10 protein-coding genes are annotated in these 17287 nt (G+C 63.4%); 8 read left to right on the top strand and 2 right to left on the bottom strand.

Annotated elements, in window-relative coordinates:
- Positions 1-27: 27 nt before the first annotated feature.
- Positions 28-1248, bottom strand: coding sequence for a glycosyltransferase (locus FNU76_RS02775; RefSeq protein ID WP_143856288.1), 1221 nt, complete (start codon positions 1246-1248; stop codon positions 28-30).
- Positions 1249-1313: 65 nt separating this feature from the next.
- Entirely contained in the window at positions 1314-5333 is a 4020-nt protein-coding gene (locus tag FNU76_RS02780; RefSeq protein ID WP_143856289.1) for a PAS domain S-box protein, read from the bottom strand.
- 515 nt (positions 5334-5848) lie between these two features.
- Here FNU76_RS02780 and FNU76_RS02790 point away from each other — a divergent pair.
- The 8 genes from FNU76_RS02790 (at position 5849) to FNU76_RS02825 (ending at position 17101) form a co-directional block, all read left to right on the top strand.
- The gene (locus FNU76_RS02790) at positions 5849-6679 is read left to right on the top strand and encodes a TetR/AcrR family transcriptional regulator (RefSeq protein WP_143856291.1); all 831 of its coding nucleotides are present in this window, start codon (positions 5849-5851) and stop codon (positions 6677-6679) included.
- A 4-nt stretch (positions 6680-6683) separates the two neighbouring features.
- On the top strand, positions 6684-7826 hold the full coding sequence (locus FNU76_RS02795; protein WP_179958320.1) for an efflux RND transporter periplasmic adaptor subunit: 1143 nt from the start codon (positions 6684-6686) through the stop codon (positions 7824-7826).
- A gap of 103 nt (positions 7827-7929) precedes the next feature.
- On the top strand, positions 7930-11088 hold the full coding sequence (locus FNU76_RS02800; RefSeq protein ID WP_143856293.1) for an efflux RND transporter permease subunit: 3159 nt from the start codon (positions 7930-7932) through the stop codon (positions 11086-11088).
- A gap of 129 nt (positions 11089-11217) precedes the next feature.
- Positions 11218-11892 (top strand): YIP1 family protein, encoded by a 675-nt coding sequence (locus tag FNU76_RS02805; protein WP_179958321.1) that lies wholly within the window; start codon positions 11218-11220, stop codon positions 11890-11892.
- Positions 11893-11922: 30 nt separating this feature from the next.
- Positions 11923-13131 carry an efflux RND transporter periplasmic adaptor subunit gene (locus FNU76_RS02810; protein WP_143856295.1) on the top strand — a complete coding sequence of 403 codons (1209 nt, stop codon included), beginning with the start codon at positions 11923-11925 and terminating at the stop codon, positions 13129-13131.
- On the top strand, positions 13128-13823 hold the full coding sequence (locus FNU76_RS02815; RefSeq protein ID WP_143856296.1) for an ABC transporter ATP-binding protein: 696 nt from the start codon (positions 13128-13130) through the stop codon (positions 13821-13823). The genes FNU76_RS02810 and FNU76_RS02815 overlap by 4 nt, the downstream gene beginning before the upstream one ends.
- Positions 13811-15034 (top strand): ABC transporter permease, encoded by a 1224-nt coding sequence (locus tag FNU76_RS02820; protein WP_143856297.1) that lies wholly within the window; start codon positions 13811-13813, stop codon positions 15032-15034. The genes FNU76_RS02815 and FNU76_RS02820 overlap by 13 nt, the downstream gene beginning before the upstream one ends.
- A gap of 114 nt (positions 15035-15148) precedes the next feature.
- Positions 15149-17101: a S9 family peptidase gene (locus tag FNU76_RS02825; RefSeq protein WP_143856298.1), complete on the top strand. Its 1953-nt coding sequence runs from the start codon at positions 15149-15151 to the stop codon at positions 17099-17101.
- Positions 17102-17287 lie beyond the last annotated feature (186 nt).

The raw sequence follows: 17287 nt of genomic DNA on the forward strand, positions 1-17287 counted from the left end.
CTGCAGCGCTCAATGACCGATACGGCACTAGCGCCGGGCAACAGCCTCGGGCACTGTCCCGGTGTCCGCCACGGGCGCGCCAAGCAGCACCCGCTGGTAGAAACCCGCCAGGCGCTCGGCCATGACCGGGGCGCTCCAGGACTGGGCAAAGGATCGCGCCTGGCTTCCCATTGCCTGCCGCAGCGCCGGCTGTTGTAGCAGGCGCAGCAGTTTTTCGGCGAAGTCCTCGGCATCGTCCCGCGCACACAGGCAACCCTCTTCGGCGGCCAGGATATCGCGAGCCCCCATGGCGGGGATGGCCACCACCGGCAGTCCCATGGCCATGGCCTCCAGCAGCACCAGGCCCTGGGTCTCGGTGGTGGAGCCGAATACAAAGACATCGGCGGCGCGGTAGCAGTCCAGCAGCTCGCCGTCGCGGGCCAGGTAGCCGACGAATTGGACGTGTTCTTCCAGTTTCATCTCCACTGCCATGGTGCGCAAAGCGCCCAGGGCCGGGCCTTCGCCGGCGATCAGCAAGAGGAAGTCCGGTCGAATCAGGCGGATCACGGCGCTCACCCGCAACAGCAGATCGATATGCTTTTCATGTGCGACCCGGCCGACGAAAAGCGCCACTTCGCGTTGTGCGGCGATGCCATGGCGCTGCCGAAAGGCCGTGCCATCGCCGCCGGCGAACTGATCGAGCGGAATACCGGTCGGAATGACTTCGATAGGCACGTTGACGCCATAGCCGCGCAAGGCATCGTACATGGCGCTGGAGGGGGCGATGACACCGGCGGTGGCATTGCACTGCCCGCGCGAGAAACGGCGCGCGAAAGCCCGCGTCAGGCCGGCCGGCAACAGCCGGGCATAGTGGTGCAGGTATTCCTCGAAGAAGGTGTGATAGGTGCTGATCGCCGGAATGGCCAGTTCGCGCGCCAGGGCGAGTCCGGCGTAATGGGCGACGAAAGGCGTCTGGATATGTACCAGCGCGTAGTCACGCTCGCGCAATTGCGGCAGCAGGCGGGCGATCAAGCCTCGCCGCATCATTCTGTCTTCCGGATCGAAGGCCAGGTAGCGTGAGGGAATGCGGAATAAACGCCTGTTCTCGTCGTCCGGTTCGCCGTGCGTCCCACCGCCGTCCGGATAGTCCGGCGCGATCAGGTCCACCTGGACGCCCTGCCCCGCCAGCTCGCGCCGAAAGGTCTGGATCGAGGTGGACACCCCGTTGACGCGGGGGAAATAGACATCCGAGACCATCAGTACGCGCATTGTCGGCAACCTTGGCGGGGAAAGACCCCAGCCTAGGCGGCGGCCATGACAGATTGATGAAGTATTCAGGCGCCGCCTGGCCCTTGCTCGCTGACCACGGCGCGGTCGCGCCCTGCCTTCTTCGCTTGGTAAAGCGCCTGGTCGGCCGCAGCCAGCAGGAAATCGGCCGCCATGCCGGGTTGCGGTATCACGGCCGCGATGCCGACACTGGCGGTCAGATAGGCGTGGGTGGGTGAGAATGCATGCGGAATGGTGGCATCGGCCAGGCCTTGCCGGATCCGGGCTGCGACGGATAGCCCGCCGTCAGCTTCGGTCTCGGGCAAGAGGATGACGAATTCCTCACCGCCATAGCGCGCAGCAAAATCACTGGCGCGCGGTACGGAAGCCTGCAGTATCTGGGCAACCTTGCGCAGGCATTCATCGCCCAGCTGGTGACCATAGCCGTCGTTGTACTTCTTGAAATGGTCCACATCGATCATCAGCAGGGCCAGGGGATGGTTCATCCGGACGGCCCGGCTCCATTCGATGGCAAAGCGCTGGTCGAAGGCGCGCCGGTTGGCCACGCCGGTGAGACCATCCTGCTGGGCCATGCGGCCCAAATCGGTATTGGCGCGCAGCAGTTGCTCATTGGCGGCATTGAGCGCCTGCTGGGTGACCCGCATCTCGTCGATATTTTCCAGCAGGCGCTCCTCGAAGGCTTTGCGCTCGGAAATATCGCGCATCACCCAGGTGAACAGGCGCTTACTGCCCAACTGGATCTCGCTGACGGTCAGTTCCAGCGGAAAGGTGCTGCCGTCCTGGCGCTGGCCAAGGATTTCGCGCCGTTGGCCGATCACCTGGCTGCCGTGTTCGCCGGTTGCGATATAGCGGGCGAACGCCTGGGTATGCTTGTCGGCCAGCGCATCAGGCAGCAGCATGGCTACCGGCTTGCCCATCACGCGGTGCAAGCCGTAACCGAACAGGTCCGCCACCGCCGGGTTGAGCGCCTGCACCTCCGCCCGCTCATTGATCACCACGATGGCGTCCTGCACGCTTTCCAGGATGGAATTCAGCAGGGCATCCTCCTCGACCATCTTGGCTTCCATCGCCCGCATTTCACTGAGATCGTGGGTGATGGTGGCGGTAAAGCTCGGTTCTCGGCCATTCATGCGTGGCGCGACCAGTAGCTGGCGGGTATCGATGATCTGGCCGTCCGGCAGCTGCCACTGGGTATCGCCCTGCCAGGGTTGGCCGGCCAGGGCCTGCGGGACGGCGATATTGCTGATCAACTGGTAGGACCAGTCGGTGCAGCCACGCTTGGCATGCACATCGACCAAGTCTTCGTCGGGCGCGATGCCGCGCATACGCCTACCGGCCAGATTGATATAGATAAGGCGTTCATCCAGCGAGGCCATCGACACCATGTCCGGCAAAGCCTCCACCACGGCATGGAGCCGGTCGCGCTCCTCTTCGACCTGCCTTTGTTCGCTGACATCGTAGGCAATGCCCATGCTGCCGGCCGGCTTGCCGCTGCCGTCCAACCTGACCGAGAGGGTGAGCTTGACCGGAATGCGGCGGCCCTCGCGATGCAGATACGTCCATTCCCGCACTAGGGGCTCGTGGCGGGCCGCCAGCATGAACATCTGCATATTCGGTTCGACCGTCTCGCCAAGCTGCTCGCCCAGCTCAAGGGCATAACGCGCCAGTTCGGTATTGTCGTGGAACAGCGTGGGCGTGTGGCGGCCGACCAGCTCGGCCGCACTGTAGCCCAGCATCTGCTCGGCGGCCTTGTTGAACAGGGTGATCAAGCCATCGATACCGACCGCGACAATGGCGTAGGGGGAAGAGTCGAAGATATTCCGTTGCAATGCCTCATTGCTGGCCAAGACGAGTTCGGCTTGCTTGCGTGCGGTGATATTGCGGCTGGTCAGCGTCACCCCCCAACCCATCGGCACCACCCGGTTCTCGTACCAGCCGGGTACCACGCCCAGGTAGTCGAGATAGGCTTCCTCGACAAAGGGCTCGCCCCGCTCGATCGACCTGACATAACGATCGAAATAGCCCAGTTCATAGCTCAATGGCTGGATTTCGGACAGGAGCCGGCCCAGGAAGTATTCGCGCGACGCATTGACCACCGCCAAGGCTTGCTGGTTGGCTTCGACATAGCTGAAATCGACGATGCGGCCGGCTTCATTCTTCACCACCTCCATCACGAAGACCGCGTCCAGGCTGCCATTGAATACCGCTCGGAACAGTTCCTCGCTGCGCGCCACCCGGGCCTGGATGCGCGCCATATCGGTTACGTCGCGGGCAAACAGGATGGCGCCGTTCAATTCGCCGCTATCGTCGCGCAAGGGCGCGAAGGAGGCATCGAACAGACGCCGCATGGGCCCCAGGGTTAACCGCAGCTGGCCATGCTTGCCTTGCAGTGCATTGCCGAACTGGGTCAGCAGATTGCCCTGGTCGGTGGGGAAGCGCGCCATCCAGTCGAATAGCTGATCACCGGGCTCCGGCGCATCGCGATAGAGCGAGCCGAAGGTCTGCCCCAAGGCCGGGTTGGCCAGGGAAACCCGCATCTGGGCATCGATGGCCAGGATGGGATCGCCGCTGCCGTCCAGCACGCCCTGCACCAACTTGAGGGCGGTGGCCAGGCGGGCTGCATGGTCCTTGCTGGCCTGGATGTCGGCGAAACTGATGATGCAGGCGATCGCCTTCAGCATGGCGCCGGGTCCCGCCGAGAACATGCAGACAACCCAACGCCGGCTACCATCGGCACGCCGCAATTGCATCTCCAGGCGAGGCGGCACTTGCCCAGCCGCCAGCTCGGCCAAGGCCGCTTGCATCCGTTCCTGATCGGCCGGTTCGAACAGCGACCACCAGCCGTGCCCACGCGCCAGGGAAGCGCTTAGCGCCGTCAGATTCAACCAGTTGCGGCTGAAGAAATACCCCTCGCCCGCCTGGTCCAGCACCATGACGCCCAGCGGTGCCTGCTCCAGCAAGCCAAGGAAGATCTGCTCCCGGGCCAGCTTGGCTTCGCCGCGAATGGCCTGGGTGGCCAACAGGATGGCGCCCACCAGGGCCAGGGCCAGGGCGCCGCCGCCAAACAGCAAACTCAGGCGCTGTGCATCGGCGAGGTTGGGTTGCAGGGCGTCTTCATCGTGCTCGCTCAGCAGTATCCAGTCGAGCGCCCGGTCCACCGTGACAAAGGGAAGCTTCAAACGGCTGGATTCCGGTCGCTTGGCCGGGTCCGCGGGTTGCACGCGACGATAGTTCCATAGCCCCCCATCATCGAGAAAATGGCCACTGATACCACTGGCCATCTTGGCCCACACCGAGGGCGAACGCTCGGGCAGGGTCCTACCCGTGCGGGTGAGCAAGCTGAAATTGTCCTCCTCCCGGCCACCGGCAAGCCACTGGCCGCGACTATCCACCAGCGACAATCGGCTGCCTTCCGGCGCGCCCGCCCGCAACCGTTCAAAAAGCTGGTTGGCCACCAGGTCCAGCACCAGCACGCCCCGCTTGTTACCGTCCACGTCGAACATCGGCGTGGCCAGGCGCATGGTGGGTCGATAGGGCTTTTCCAGCTGCCCTCTATCGCGATTCAACTCCAGCGCCGACAGATAGATCTGTCCCCGCGCCAAGCCCACCCCTTCGATAAAGTATTCGCTGTCGTGCGAGTCCTGCAGGCCCTCGCTATTCACCTGGTAGGGCTCGCCGCCCGCGAGCCTGATCCGCAGGCGTTCACGGCCGCGCAGATCCAGCAATCGGGCTTGCGCGTAGATGGACTTGTAAGCGAGCAGATTCAGGAATTGCTCGGACTGTTCGCCCCATTGCGCCGGCGCCTTGCCCACCAGCAGCCGAACGGCGGGGTCGTTGCTCAGCAACATCAGATCGACCGCGCTCTCGGTCAAGGCGTTGGCGATATCGCGCTGGCTTGCCGCCAGTTGAAGGTCGGTCCGCTGCGCCAGATTGAGCAGGTTCTGTTCACGCTCGTTGCGCCACAGCCACAGGCTGGCCAGTAAAGCCAGCATGGCAAGCGGAACAAAAGCACTCAGAAAGCGCCGCGACCACTGGGCGCGCGGCGATAGCATGGTGGCTGAAAGCATCCGTCAGGCTCGGGTTTCGCTTAGCTGTGTGCGATTTTTTTGTGCCTGAACTATAGATGGGCGAGACGCATTCCGGGTGCCGGACATGAAACGGAGAACGCTGTGAACCGTACCGTTCGAATTCGCCTGCGTACATCATGAAAGGTCCGCCTCAGTGCAATCGATGGCAATACGCGGCGGATCGAACTCAACCTCCTCAACGTCCGGCATTGCTAGCGCATCCGCAATATTCCGACCTCGCTTCGGGAGTCGCCGGTAATCGCTATCGTCTCGATTGCGTTCCAGGCTCGATAGAGTTGTTTTGGTCATGTCGGGTCCCCGTGCATGCGCACAATGTAGGTATGTGGCCACATCGCGCCTCCACAGGCTTCCGAAAAGCATGGCGTGGAGCCAATACAATATGACCGCCAAGCCTCTCCATTCCACTATCCCCGTGTTTTTTCGCCAGACGGCGCTTTACACCACCCCCGCCGGAGACATAAAATACCGATCAGTATGCTTATGGAGCACCGGACTTGAATCGTTCAGCCACCCCCGCCTCGATCGAACTGGATACGCAGGAAGCGCGCCAGCGCGCCCTGCTTGCGCTACGCGGACTTACCGCAGGGAAGTCCGCCGGCGAGGTGAACTATGGCGAAATCGCTGCCGCCGCAGGCTTGCCCTGGCAGACGGTCAAACGGCTGTTGGGTCCGCGCGACGGTTTTGCCGCCTTGCTCAACGGCGCCGCGCCAGAACCCGTCGATACCCGCGACCGCATCCTGGATGCCGCGGCACGCATCTTCGCCCAGAAAAGTTACCAGGGCGCGTCGCTGGACGAGGTGGCGGCCGATGCCGGGCTGACCAAGGGTGCGGTCTATTGGCATTTCAAGAGCAAGAGCGATCTGTTCTTTGCCTTGCTCGACAGCCGCTTCCAGCAGGAATACGACGAACATCTGCCGGAAGCCTTGGCGCACGAGGCCACCCACGCCGATCCGAAGGAAGGCCTGAAAGCGGTACTGGGCAGTGTGGTCGGGCGCGTCAAGGACGATCCGGACTGGCCACGGCTGTTTCTCGAGTTCATGGGCCAGGCCCGCGATCCCGATGTGCGCCAGCGGCTGGCCAGCGCCTACCAGGATGCCTGGCGCATGTCGGCCGGCCTGATCGCCCACCAGCACCAGCTGCGCGGCCAGACCCCGCCGGCCGATCCTGAGCTGCTGGCCATTTTCTGGAGTGCCTTGATGGACGGCCTGATCATTTCCTGGCTGGTCAATCCCGAACGCATCCAGCTCGACACCCTGATGCCTCGCCTGGTCGACATGCTGTGGCGCGGTCTCGAACCCCAATCCCATGATTCTCCCAAGGAGTAGTCCCATGCCTGCCCTGCTAGCCCGTTTCAAGCGCCGCCCGCTGCTTATCGGCGCGGCAACCGTCCTGGTCGTAGGCGGGATTATTGCCAGCCAGTCCGGCCGCGCGGCGCCCGACGCATCCAAGGCAGCCAAGCCGCCGGTGGTACTGGAACTGGCCTCGTCGGACGTCGTCCGCGTGGCGGACGCCAGCCTGATCCGGCCCTTGGCCTTGTCGGGCAGCCTCAATCCGGTGCGGCAGACCGCCATCAATGCCGAAGTCGAAGGCGTGGTGGCCGCTGTGCTGGTGCGCCCTGGCGAGGTGGTCAAAGCCGGCCAGGTCCTGGCCCGTTTCGAGACCAGCGACCTGAACCAATTGCTGGCCACCCGCCAGGCCAACCAGGCCCGTGCACGCGCCGAAATGCAGCTGGCGCAGAAGAACAGCGAGCGCAACGCCGATCTATTGAAGCAAGGCTTTATCTCGCCCAATAGCTACGACCAGTCGGAAAGCAGCCTGGCGGTCGCCGTGGCCCAGTTCAAGGCGGAGGAGGCGCAAACCGCCCTGGCGCGTAAAGCGCTGGGCGATAGCGCGGTGCGGGCGCCTTTCGGCGGCATCGTGTCGGATCGAAAGGTCGAGCCTGGTTCACGCGTCAATATGACCCAGCATCTATTCAGCGTGGTCGATCTGGATGAAATGGAGTTCGAAGCCGCCGTGCCGGTCAATGCCCTGGCTGCCGTGAAGGTCGGCCAGCACATGACCCTGACCGTGGAAGGCTACCCCGGCAAGCAGTTGGGCGGCCGAGTAGAACGGATCGCCCCGGTGGCGGACAGCGCCTCGCGCATGGTGCCCATCTATGTACGCCTGCAAAATCCGGACGGCTTGCTCAAGGGTGGCCAATTCGTCCAGGGCGAACTGGCCCTGGCGCGAGCCGACCATGCCGCCACCTTGCCATTCGGCGCCATCCGCGGCCTGCATGGCCCTGCCCCCCATGTCATGGCGGTCGAGAACGGCAAGGCCGTTTCGCGGCCGGTGCGCCTGGGCCTGCTGAACGAGCTGAGCAAGCAGGTCGTGGTGGAAAGCGGCGTGCCGGTCGGCGCCCTGGTCATCATCGCCAAGGTCGAAAACATCAAGGCGGGCCAGGCGGTCAAGCTGCCACCAGCCAAATCCTAGCTGCTCCGGTCCCGCCCCGGCGCGGGACCAATGCCTCGTCTCGCCCCTAGCAAGGGCGTGGGTACCTTCCAAGAATAAAACTAGTCTGACAAGGACAACCGCCATGTGGTTCACCCGCATCAGCATCCAGAATCCCGTCTTTGCCACCATGATGATGGTGGCACTGGTGGTGCTTGGCCTGGTGGCCTACTTTCGCCTGCCGGTGGAGGAAATGCCGGATGTGAAATTCCCCTTCGTGATCGTGGGAGCGACCTACCCGGGCGCCTCGCCCGAGATCGTCGAGACCGAAATCTCCCGTCCGCTGGAAGAGAAGCTCAGCACCCTGTCGGGCATCAAGCACATCACGGCCGACTCGTATAACGGCCAGTCCATCGTGTTCGTCGAATTCGAGCTGAGCACCGATATCGACAAGGCCCTGCGCGATGTGCGCGAGAAAGTGGACGAGGCCAAGGTCGATTTCCGCAAGGAGATCGACGAGCCGTTCATCACCCAGGCCCGCAACGACGACTCGCCGACCATCTCGGTGGCGGTCACCAGCGACAAGCTGTCGCTGCGCGACATGACCATCCGTACCGACCAGTACATCCAGCGCCAGTTCCAGACGCTCAAGGGCGTCGGCAGCGCCCAGCTGGTGGGCGGTGTCAAACGCCAGGTGCGGGTGGAAGTCCAGCCTGAGCGCATGCACGCCCTGGGGGTGGGCACCGACCAGGTGATCGCCGCACTGCGTAGCGAAAACCGCGAGGTACCGATCGGCAATATCGCCTTCGACAAGACCGAGCGCATCGTCCAGCTGAAAGGCCGCGTCGCCGAAGCGAACGACTTCAGGCAGCTGGTGGTGGCTCGCCGTGCCGGCCAACCCATCACGCTGGGCCAGGTGGCGACGGTCGTGGACGGGGCCGAGGAAGAGGAATCGCTGTCCCTGGTCAACGGCCAGCGCTCCATCTCGCTGGATATCCGCAAGGTGGATGGCGCCAATACCATCGAGGTCACCGACGGGGTGAAGGAGATGGTGAAGAAGCTGGACAAGGAACTGAAGGCCGAGGGCATGAGCCTGACCGTGGTGGGCGATAGCTCGCGCGGCATTCGCCGTTCGCTGCAGGAGGTCAAGACGACCATCTTCGAAGGCGCCGCCCTGACCATCCTGATCGTCTGGCTGTTCCTCGGTTCCTGGCGTTCGACCGTGATCACCGGCTTGACCCTGCCGGTGGCGCTGATCGGCACCTTCTTCTTTCTGCAGGCTTTCGGCTTTACCCTCAATGTGATGACGCTGATGGCGCTCAGTCTCTGCGTGGGCTTGGTGATCGACGATGCCATCGTGGTGCGCGAGAATATCGTTCGCCATGCCGAAATGGGCAAAGGCCATTATCAAGCCTCGCTGGACGGCACCCAGGAGATCGGCCTGGCGGTGCTGGCCACCACCCTCACCATCGTGGCGGTCTTCCTGCCGGTCGGCTTTATGGGCGGCATCATCGGCAAGTTCTTCTTTCAGTTCGGCATTGCCGTCTGCGCGGCGGTGCTGATCTCGATGCTGGTGTCGTTCACGCTGGACCCGATGCTGAGCTCCATCTGGCACGATCCGCACGCCCACGGCATGCGCCATACCGGTCCGCTGGGCCGGATCCTGGACGGCTTCGAGCGCTGGATGGACCGCGTCTCGAATACCTACGGCCGGGTGATCGAATGGGCGCTGGGCCATCGCAAGACCACCCTGGCGATTGCCTTCGCCACCTTGATTGCCGCCTTCGCCATTCCGGCCGCCGGCCTGGTCGGCGCCGAGTTCATCCCCAAGGCCGACACGGGCCGGATCTTCGTTGATTTCCGTACCCCTATCGGCACTTCGCTGGACTACACCACCATCAAAGCCCGCCAGGTGGAAGCCGCCCTGCGTGAATTCAAGGCAATCGATGAAATCTATACCACGGTCAACACCGGCGATTCGGGCGGCAAGCATATCGGCACCACCACCATCAAACTGGTGGACCGTGACCTGCGCATACCGCAAGACGAGTTGATCCCCAAGGTACGCGAGCGGCTGGAACGCATCGCCGGGGTTGAAATCCGTGGTGTCCGCGGTCCGGATGGCGGTGGCGGCGGACCGGCCGTGGCCATCCAGATCCAGGGTAAGGAACTGGGCGAGCTGCGCCGCATCGCCGAGAACATCAGCGAGCGTCTGAAGCGGGTCAAGGGGCTGACGGATGTGCAGACTTCGCTGCGTGCCGCCAAACCCTCGGTGGATATCGAAGTGAATCGCGAGCTGGCCTCGGCGGTGGGCTTGTCGGTCGGCCAGGTCGGCGAATCCTTGCGGCCGCTGGTGGCCGGCGACAAGGTCACTACCTGGAAATCGCCGGACGGCGACAATTACGACGTGGTGGTACGCCTGCCACGCTCGGACCGCCGCATCGTCGAAGACCTGGGCAAGCTGCCCATCGCCAGTGGCGACCTGGACCCGCGCACCGGCCAACCCGCCATGATCCCGCTGTCGCATATCGCCAGCGTGAAGGAAAGCGGCACCTCGACCCTGATCCAGCGGCGCGACCTATACCGCAATGTGACCATCACGGCCGAAGTGCAAGGCATGCCGGTCGGCGCGGTCCAGCCGGACGTAAAGAAGGTGCTGGACAGCATCCAGATGCCGCCGGGTTACCACTATGTGCAGGAAGGCGCCAATGAGTTCATGAACGAGTCGGCCGGTTACGCCGGTATCGCCATCCTCACCGGCGCCATCTTTATCTACCTGGTACTGGCATCGCAGTTCGGCAGCTTCAGCCAGCCGCTGGCCATCATGGTGTCGCTGCCGCTCAGCCTGATCGGTGTGATGCTGGCGCTGATGGCATGGGGCAGCACGCTGAATCTGTTCTCGGTGATCGGTGTGATCATGCTGATGGGCCTGGTAACCAAGAACGCCATCCTGCTGATCGACTTCGTCAATCGGCTGCGGCGCGACGGCGTGCCACGCTACGAGGCCATTGTCGAAGCGGGCCGGGTTCGTTTGCGTCCCATCCTGATGACCACCTTCGCCATGATAGGCGGCATGCTGCCGCTGGCCCTGTCGATGGGCGAAGGTTCGGAGACGCGGGCGCCGATGGCCCATGCCATTATCGGCGGGGTGGTCACCTCCACCCTGCTGACCCTGGTGGTGGTGCCCGTGGTGTTCACTTACCTGGATGATTTCGGCGCCTGGTTCCTGCGCCTGTTCAGCAAGCACCCGATGGACGACAAGGCAGCGTTGGAAGCCGCGCCGCAGGCGAGTAGCGGCAGATAATCGTCGTTGAGCGCGACTTTCGGGTATTTCGTCGCATGCACCAATCCGGCCGGCATGGGTTTCGTTACCATGCCGGCCGTTGCTTGTGATTCTGCAACGCCCCAGGAAAAGAACCTTCACGAGGATGCCATGCAGCTGCTGACCGCCCTGACCGAACCCTCCAAGCTTTATACCGAACTGAAACAACGTCCCAGTTTCATCCTGCCCATGCTGTTGATGCTGGTCGGCACCGTGGCGGTCTGGCTCCTGTACTTCCAGCGCGTGGATAGCGGCTGGCTGGTGGAGACCATGGTGACCGCCGGCGGCGGCACACCGGCCGAGCAGGAGATGATGCGCAAGAGCATGAACCCCGACATGCTGATGTGGTGGTCAGTGATTGCCGCGCCGGTGTTTATCGTGATCTTCCAGTTGATGCTCGCCCTCTACTACAAGCTGGCCGGCAAGGTGGCCGGCGCGGAGTACGGTTTCCGCGCCTGGTTCGGCTTTGTCAACTGGTCCGGCGTGCCCCTCTTGCTGTCCACCGTGGCGAGCTTGATCAGCGTGCTGACCATGTCGCCGCAGACTTCGCCACAAGGTGTCGCCCCTACCCATCTGGACCCGCTGCTGGTCGAGTTGGCCATGGATCACCCCTGGCAGAGCTGGGCCACCAGCCTGGACCTGTTGAACCTGTGGTGCATCGCCCTGGCGGCCATCGGCTGGCGCGTGTGGACCGGCACCGGCTGGGGCAAGGCGGTTGGGGTCGCGCTGCTACCGCACCTGGTGATTTATGGCATCTGGGCCGCCGTGATATTGGCAAGGTCGTAAGCCCTTTTCCGAACAGACAGGATCTCCGATATGCGTTTGCCGTTCAGTAAGAAATGGCTGGGCCTGGCCTTGGCCGTGCTCGTGATTGCCGTACCGCTGGCCTTGCGGGCCAAATCGGCCGGCGACGGCAAGCCGGTGGAGATGGTCACCCTGGCCCGGCAGGCCATCCGGCCCACCATCCTCGCCTCCGGCACGCTGGCCTATCGCACCGAGGTGGCCTTGACCGCCGAGGTGACCGCCAAGGTCAAGGAGATCCTGGTGGCCGAGGGCGACGACGTCAAGGCGGGCCAGTTGCTGCTGCGATTGGACCCGGAAAGCTACCGCAACGCCATCGAGCGGGAACAGGCCAGCCTGCGGCAGAACGGCATCGGCATAGAACGGCAGACGGTGGCGCTGGAGCTGCGGCGCAAGCAGTTCGATCGCACCAGCAAGCTGTTCGAAGCCCGCATGATCGATCAGTCGCGTTATGACGAAGACCGCAATCAGCTGCAATTGGCCGAAGTGGAGCTGAAATCCAGCCGCGAAGCACTGACGCGCGCCAACACCGTGCTGGCCGATGCACGCGAGCAGCTGGGCAAGACCGAGGTACGGGCGCCGCTGGCCGGCCGGGTGGTGGCCTTGCCCATCAAGGTGGGCGAGACCGCCATCCCTTCGACCATGAGCTTTGCCGGCGCGCAGCTGATGACCATTGCCGACACTTCGACCATACAGGCCGAACTGAAGGTCGATGAAGGCGATATCGCCAAGATCAGTACGGGTCAATCGGTCGATCTCTTTGCCGCCGCCTATCCGCAGCAAGCGCTCAAGGGCCGTGTCGAAAAGGTCGCACTGGCGCCCACGGTGGAAAACCAGGCACGTGCCTATAAGGTCACGGTCACCCTGGCCAGCACCGACGGGCTGAAGCTGCGGTCCGGCATGAGCTGCCGGGCGGAGATCTACCTGGGCGACGGCAAGCTGCGCCTGGCGGCGCCGGTCGAGGCGGTGATCAGCGAGGACAAGGATGGCAAGACTACCCGCCGCTACCTGGTCCTGGTCCGCGACGGCAAGGCCGACAAGGTGGAGGTGCAATTAGGCCTGTCCGACGATAAATGGCAGGAAATCGTCAAGGGCGCCAAGGCCGGCGACAGCCTGGTGAGCGGCCCCGGCCGTACGCTGCGCGAGCTGAAGCAGGGTGAGCGGCTCAGCCAGCAAACGGCCGAGGACAAGCAGGCATCCAAGCCCAAGGGCGAAGCGACATGATCACGCTGGAAGGCATCGTCAAACGCTACCGCATGGGTGAGGAGGAGTTCGACGCCCTGGCCGGCGTGGATCTGCATATCGCCCGCAACGAGTACGTGGCCCTGACCGGGCCGTCCGGCTCGGGCAAGTCCTCTCTGATGAACCTGCTGGGTTGCCTGGATACCCCCAGCCAGGGCGAATACCGCTTGAACGGCCGCAATGTGGCCAGTTTCAACGACCGCGAACTGGCCGGTATCCGCAACCGCGAAATCGGCTTTGTCTTCCAGAGTTTTCACCTGCTGACCCGCCTCGACGTGCTGGGCAACGTCGCCCAACCGCTGATCTATCGGGGCCTGCCACCGGCGGAGCGGGAGCGCCTGGCCCGCGAAGCCTTGCAACGGGTGGGCCTGGGCCAGAAGCTGCGCCATCTGCCCAACCAGTTGTCCGGCGGCCAGCGCCAGCGGGTGGCGGTGGCGCGCGCCCTGGTCGGCAATCCCTCCATCCTGTTGGCGGACGAACCCACCGGCAACCTCGACTCGAAGACCTCGGCCGAGATCATGGCGCTGTTCGACGCCCTCCACGGCGACGGCCAGACCGTTATCCTGGTCACCCACGAAGCCGATATCGCCGCCCATGCCGCCAGGGTGATTCGGCTGGTGGATGGCCGCATCGAATCGGACCTTGCCCAGGAGCGCCGGCCATGTACCTCTTGATCGAATCCGCCCGGGCCGCCTGGATCAATTTGCTGGCGCACCGTTTGCGCAGCTTCCTGACCACGTTGGGCATCGTCATCGGCACCGCTTCGGTGGTGGCCGTGGTGGCGCTGATGCAGGGTTTTTCCGATTCCATCAGCGCGCAGTTCGCCGACCTGGGCGGTACCGCGCTGACCTTGAAGGCCCATAACGATTTCAGCAATTTCAATACCGGCAATATCAACCAGTTGCGCACCGAGGATATCGACCTGCTGCGCTACCAGGTAGAGGGCGTGTCGCACGTGGTGCCGGTCATGGGCGTGGCCTACGGCGGCACGGTACGCTACCGCGGCCGCTCCGCCAGCCCGCAGGTCTATGGCAGCACCGCCGAATATCAACAGGTGGAACGGCGCTATCCGGATAAGGGCCGCTTCCTGGTCGAAGGCGACGACCAGGGCCACCGCCGCGTCGCGGTGATCGGCGCCAAGCTGCGCGACGACCTGAAGATGCCGGACAATCCCGTCGGCGAATATGTCCAGGTCGGCAGCGAGTGGTTCAAGGTGATCGGCCTGATGGAAAAGCGCGGCGAGGTGTTTGGGATGTCGCAGGACAACTACCTGATCGTGCCCTTTGAAGTGGGCCGCGCCCTGCAAGGCAACAATCGGCGGCTGATGTTCGAAGTGCACTTTACCGTAAACGATATGAAGGATATCGAGCAGGTGAAAGATCGGGTCAATCGCCAAATCCGCGCCGCACACCGTATCCAGCCGGGCAAGGACGACGATTTCGAAGTGGAATCGGCCGATCAACTGGCCCGCCAGTTCAGCCAGATCACCAGCATGGCCACCCTGGTACTAGGCGGCATCGTCGGCATTTCACTGCTGGTCGGCGGCATCGGCATCATGACCGTGATGCTGGTCAGCGTGACCGAACGGACGCGTGAAATCGGTATCCTGAAAGCCCTGGGCGCGACACGCAGCGATATCCTGGTCCAGTTCCTGATGGAGTCCGGCATGCTGTCGCTGCTGGGCGGCCTGATCGGCATCGCCATCGGCGTGCTGCTGGGACATGGCATCGCCGCCTTGATACCCAACTTTCCACCGGCCTCGGTGCCGGTCGGGGTCGCCATCGGCGCCGCTGTGTTTTGTGCCTTGGTCGGGGTGATTTTCGGCATCATGCCGGCTTCGAAAGCAGCCAATCTCGATCCGATCGAGGCGCTGCGCTATGAGTGAGCCCGCTGGTCGATGCTGGTAAAGGCCTGCACCCGCTAGTCGCGTGAATAGGCACCCACACCCGTGGAGTGCCTATTTCGCATTTTTCCATTTCAACAGTAAGGTCGATATCCCATGCAACCCACCCTGCTCGCCGTCCTGATCGCCAGTAGCCTTGCCGTTCATGCCGCCGAAACCGTCAATTACAAGGGTCTAGGCAAAGCCAGCATCACGGCGGAGACACTGGAAAAATTCCGCGCCAAGCCTTTGGATGCCACCCTCAGCCGCAAGGTCCAGGCCACGCTCGACCTGCGCGCGCCCGGCAGCGGCGTGCTGGCGCCGGACGGCAAGTCGCTTTATTTCGGCTGGCGGGTAACGGGCGTGGCCCAGGTATGGCGTATCGACGGCCCCCAGACCTTCCCGGTGCAGATGACCGGCGGCGAAGACGCCACCAGCATCAATGACATCACCCCGGACGGCAAATGGCTGGTACTCAGCCGCGACCGCAAGGGCGAAGAAAACCCCGGCATCTATCTGCAAGCGGCCAAGGGCGGCCCGCTGACGGTTATCCAGCATATTCCCGACGTCCAGACCTTCTTCGAGTTCATCAGCGACGACAGCCGCTACGTCTATTACCGCAGCAACGATGAGGTGAACGATAGCTACACCTTCTACCGCTATGAGCTGGCCAGCGGCCGCAAGGAAAAGCTGTTCGGCGAAAAAGGCAGTTGGAGCGTGCTGGACCACCGCGCCGACGGCACCCTGCTGGTACAGAAATCCAATAGCAACAGCGCCGCCGAAATCTGGCAATGGCACCCGGCCACCGGTAAGCTGGAACCGCTGCTGGGCCAAGGCGAGAAGGAAGAATTCGAAGCCCGCTACGGCGCCCAACCCGGCGAACTGATCGTCCACACCAACAAGTTCAGCGATTTCCGTCGTCTGTACCGCTGGGTAGGCGGCAAATTCGAGGCCATCACGCCCGAGAAGAAGTGGGATGTGGCCGGCTTCTCGCTGGACGAGCAAAAGCAGCGGCTGTATTACAGCGTCAATGAAGGCGGCTATACCCGCAGCTACGCGCTGGATGCCGCCACGCTCAAGCCTATTGCCCTGCCCACCTTCACAGGCGCCGACCACGTCAATATCGCCGGCGGCACCCGCGACGGCAGCAAGACCATCGTCAGCGTGGGGACCGCCACCGCGCCCCGTTCCAGTTATGTGCTGGACTGGAAGAGCGGCAAGCTGACCCAGTGGGTGCTGCCCTCCACGCCCGAGATCGATACCGCCAGGTTCGCTGTCGCCAGCCTGGAAAGCTATCCCAGCCGAGACGGCGTCGCGATCCCCATGTTCGTCCGCCGGCCGGCTCAATGCGCCGCCGACGGCGCCGGTGCGCCCTGCCCGGTCGTGGTGCATTTCCACGGCGGACCGGAAGCCCAGTCCGACGCAGGCTTCTCGGCCTATGGCCAACTCTTCGTCGATGCCGGCTTTATCTACGTCGAACCCAATGTGCGCGGCTCCGATGGCTACGGTAAACAGTGGCTGCATCTGGATGACGGCCCCAAGCGCCTGCAGGTAGTCGGCGACATCGAGGATGCCGCCGTCCATATCCGCAAGCAGTGGGGCCGCAACGGCACCGCCCCCCGTATCGGCGTGATGGGCGGCAGCTACGGCGGCTACGCCACCATGGCCGCGATGACCATGTTCGCGGGCAGCTACGATGCCGGTGTGTCGACGGTAGGCATTTCCAATATGCTCACCTTCCTGGAGAACACCGCGCCTTATCGCCGCACCAACCGCATCGCCGAATATGGCGATCCGGTGAAGGACCGCGCGGCCTTGATCCAGCTCTCCCCCACCACGCATATCGACAAACTGAAGGACCCCCTGTTGATCATTCAAGGTGCCAGCGACCCGCGCGTGCCGGTGGGCGAAGCCGTGCAGATGTATGAAGCCGCCAACAAGAAAGGCATCGCCGCCGAACTGATCATCTTCGGCGATGAAGGCCATGGCGCGCAGAAGCGCGAGAACCAGGTGGCCGCCATTGGCCATACCTTGCGCTTTATGGAGCGTTATCTGAAGGCTGCCAAGTAAGTCGTAGCTTGTCCGCTGCCATGCATGTCCCCGCTTCGGCGGGATGTGCATGGCTTGGTCAGGCTTCGCCCGGTTGCTGCCGGCGGTTATAGTGAGCCGGCTTAAAATCGCAAGGATGCGTTCGCATAATAGAAGGCGGGACGCCGGATTATATTTCCCAAGGCGTCATTGCAGATGCATTTAGTG

It is taken from the genome of Chitinimonas arctica (genome assembly GCF_007431345.1).
Lineage (GTDB): Bacteria > Pseudomonadota > Gammaproteobacteria > Burkholderiales > Chitinimonadaceae > Chitinimonas > Chitinimonas arctica.